Origin of the sequence: Comamonas halotolerans (assembly GCF_030162935.1) — a bacterium.
GTDB classification, from domain to species: domain Bacteria; phylum Pseudomonadota; class Gammaproteobacteria; order Burkholderiales; family Burkholderiaceae_C; genus Comamonas; species Comamonas halotolerans.
Genome location: NZ_JASAUZ010000070.1, coordinates 1 through 215, shown reverse-complemented (window position 1 = coordinate 215; position 215 = coordinate 1). Strand labels below are relative to the sequence as shown.

At 50.7% G+C, this 215-nt stretch carries 1 pseudogene; it reads left to right on the top strand.

Features of this window, described 5'->3' with window-relative positions:
- Window positions 1-193: pseudogene (locus QEP11_RS17530) on the top strand (hypothetical protein); the annotation flags it as partial.
- Window positions 194-215 lie beyond the last annotated feature (22 nt).

The following is a 215-nucleotide window of genomic DNA, read 5'->3' as shown; positions in this document are numbered from 1 at the left end:
CATATGGCTGGCCGCATTCGCGGCCAGCCATAGCAAAGCACTCAAACCGTTGTATACCCACATTCGATTCAAAGGGTTCTCGACGACAGAGTCGCTGGTGATCTTGGGCCGCAAGTTATTGCGCGTGGCATTTGCAGTTTGGAAAGGCTCTGCTCGGTTTAATCCTGAGCAGCTTCTGCCCAAAACTGCTTGACTGAAAACATAGAACCTAACAC